The sequence below is a fragment of the Anoxybacillus sp. UARK-01 genome (assembly GCF_002075365.1).
In the GTDB taxonomy this organism is placed as follows: domain Bacteria; phylum Bacillota; class Bacilli; order Bacillales; family Anoxybacillaceae; genus Anoxybacteroides; species Anoxybacteroides rupiense.
In genome coordinates, this window is the sequence record NZ_NASY01000063.1 from 1 (window position 1) to 2556 (window position 2556).

Sequence of the window (2556 nt, forward strand, 5' to 3'; positions counted from 1 at the left end):
ATTGAAATGCTTGAAAAACAACTATTAACCACCCCCGCTCAAAACCCTAAAGGAAATGTAAACTTAAATAACTTGGCTTATGTAATTTATACATCAGGAAGTACTGGAACTCCAAAAGGGGTAATGATTGAACATAGGTCGTTAACCAATTTTATTTTTTCTATCTCTAAAGAATACGAGATTACCAAAAATGATGTAATTATACAATTCGCTTCAATTGGCTTTGATGTCTCAGTGTTCGATATTTTTACTTCTTTATGTAATGGTGCAACACTTTGTATAGCTAGTGAGGAAGAAAGAAAGTCACCTGAAAAGCTTACTGAATTAATGAGGAAATACGGAGTTACTGTAGCTGAACTTCCTCCAGCTTTATTACCATTACTTAATCCAAAGGATTTTCCAATGTTGCGACTATTATCTGTTGGAGGAGAGAAGTTTTCTGGAGATCTTGTTAGCATATGGTCATCACCAAAGAGACGCTTTGTAAATGGATATGGGCCTACGGAGACAACAGTTGCTGTTACTCTTTTTGATTGTAAAGGTAAATGGAATAGCAATCCCCCAATAGGTAAACCAATGTATAATATTGAAACATATGTACTAAATAATAATTTACAACCTGTACCTATTGGGGTACCTGGGGAACTATATATTGGAGGAGCTTGTTTAGCGAGAGGATACTTAAATCGTAATGAACTTAATTCCCAAAAATTTGTTAATAACCCTTTTAGTAACGATAAGAATTCCAAATTATACAAAACAGGAGATCTTGTAAGGTGGTTACCAGATGGGAATCTTGAAATCCTAGGTAGATCAGACCGACAAATAAAAATTAGAGGGTTTAGAGTAGAACTTGAAGAGATAGAGTCCAACTTAATAAGACTACCAAATATAAAACAGGCTGTAGTTGATGTTAGTGATGAAATTAATAACGATATTCAAATAATCGCATATATAGTCTTAGAAAAAGGGGCTGCAATAGATATTAAAGAGCTACGTGAAAGTTTAAAGGGGAATTTACCTAGTTATATGGTTCCGTCTAGATTTATTGAGATTGATGAAATTCCTCTAACTCCTAATGGGAAAATAGATAGAAAATCCTTACCTAGACCTTCTGAGTTAATACCAGAAAGCTCTAATCATTTGTTACCAAGAGATGAAACAGAATTAATGATATGTGATGAAATCCTATGTCCAATTCTTGGTGTAAAAAATATAGGGATTAATGATAATTTTTTTGATCTTGGTGGAAACTCTTTACAAGCGACAATGGTTGTTTCTCAAATTAGAAATAGATTTGATGTGGATATTAATTTGATTGATTTCTTTCAATCACCAACTGTAGAGAACTTAGCAAATCTAGTTAAACAAAAAGAAACATTCAACAAAAACAAACGTAAAGATTTAATCAGAGAACTAAATGAGATAGAACAATCATGGCTTAAGGTTCATGAAGCTCCCCAAGCTAAATACCGTATAGTTTGTTTTCCATATGCCGGAGCAAGTGGATACCTCTTTAAGAGATGGCCAGAACTTTTAGCACCCGATTTTGAAATAATAACTATTGATTTACCAGGTCATGGAACAAAGATTAAAGAGAAACCATTTGATTCTGCTTTTGAAGTAGCTAATCGCTTAGCATCTGAAATAGAATTGTACTCTGACAAGCCACTAATATTTCTAGGTCATAGTGGAGGTGCCATTTTAGCCTTTGAAACTTGTCGTATATTATTAAAGAAGGGAATCAGAATTAATAGGTTGTTTGCACTAGCTAGTAGAGCTCCTCACGTTGAATTAAAAGACCCACCTAGATATCACTTACCCGATAGTGAGTTTCTAACTCGAGTAAATGAATTTGGTGGTTTGTCTGATGAATTATTAAAAAATAAAGAATTATTGTCATTGATGATTCCTACCATGCGGGCTGATGAAAAGTTAGCTGAAACTTATCTTTACAAAGGGGAGTTAAAGATTCTTCCTTTCCCAATTTCAATCTATGGAGGTAAAGATGACAGAATTGAAATAGCTGAACTTGAGGACTGGACCGAATTAAGCTCAGCGAATTGTGAAATAAAATTGTTCGATGGAGGACATTTCTTTTTACAAGAGCATGAGGATATAGTCTTATATTCAATTATTGAAACCATAGCTCAAGCAACCACAACATGTTAGTAACACTTTTTTGAATGGGTGGGGATTATTTTCTTCACCCACTATTAATAATATTTTGCGGGAAGCAATTACTATTTTATACAAAACTAAGGAATGTGTACTAAGCTACTTATTGAATAATAATTCTTATTTTTGGCTAAACAAAGGTTAATATTATGTTATAGGGAGATTCTCTCTGGATATTTTCTTTTTTACATATAGATGTGTATTTAGATTAACGTAGTGGAGATGAGAGAATTTTTATGAATAACTTTCAAGTAAATCAATTTTCCAATCTCAATTCTGCTGTACTATTAAATTTTACTAGCATACCAGAATCAATGCCAGAAGAAAAGTTAAATAAATTTATGTATATTCTAGATAGTAACGATTTGATTCAATTTA

1 protein-coding gene is annotated in these 2556 nt (G+C 32.8%); it reads left to right on the forward strand.

Going from position 1 to position 2556, the window contains the following annotated elements; all coding sequences use genetic code 11:
- Positions 1-2172, forward strand: a 2172-nt coding sequence (locus B6A27_RS18285) for an amino acid adenylation domain-containing protein (RefSeq protein WP_139788178.1), incomplete at its 5' end; no start/stop codon positions are given.
- Between the last annotated feature and the right edge of the window lie 384 nt (positions 2173-2556).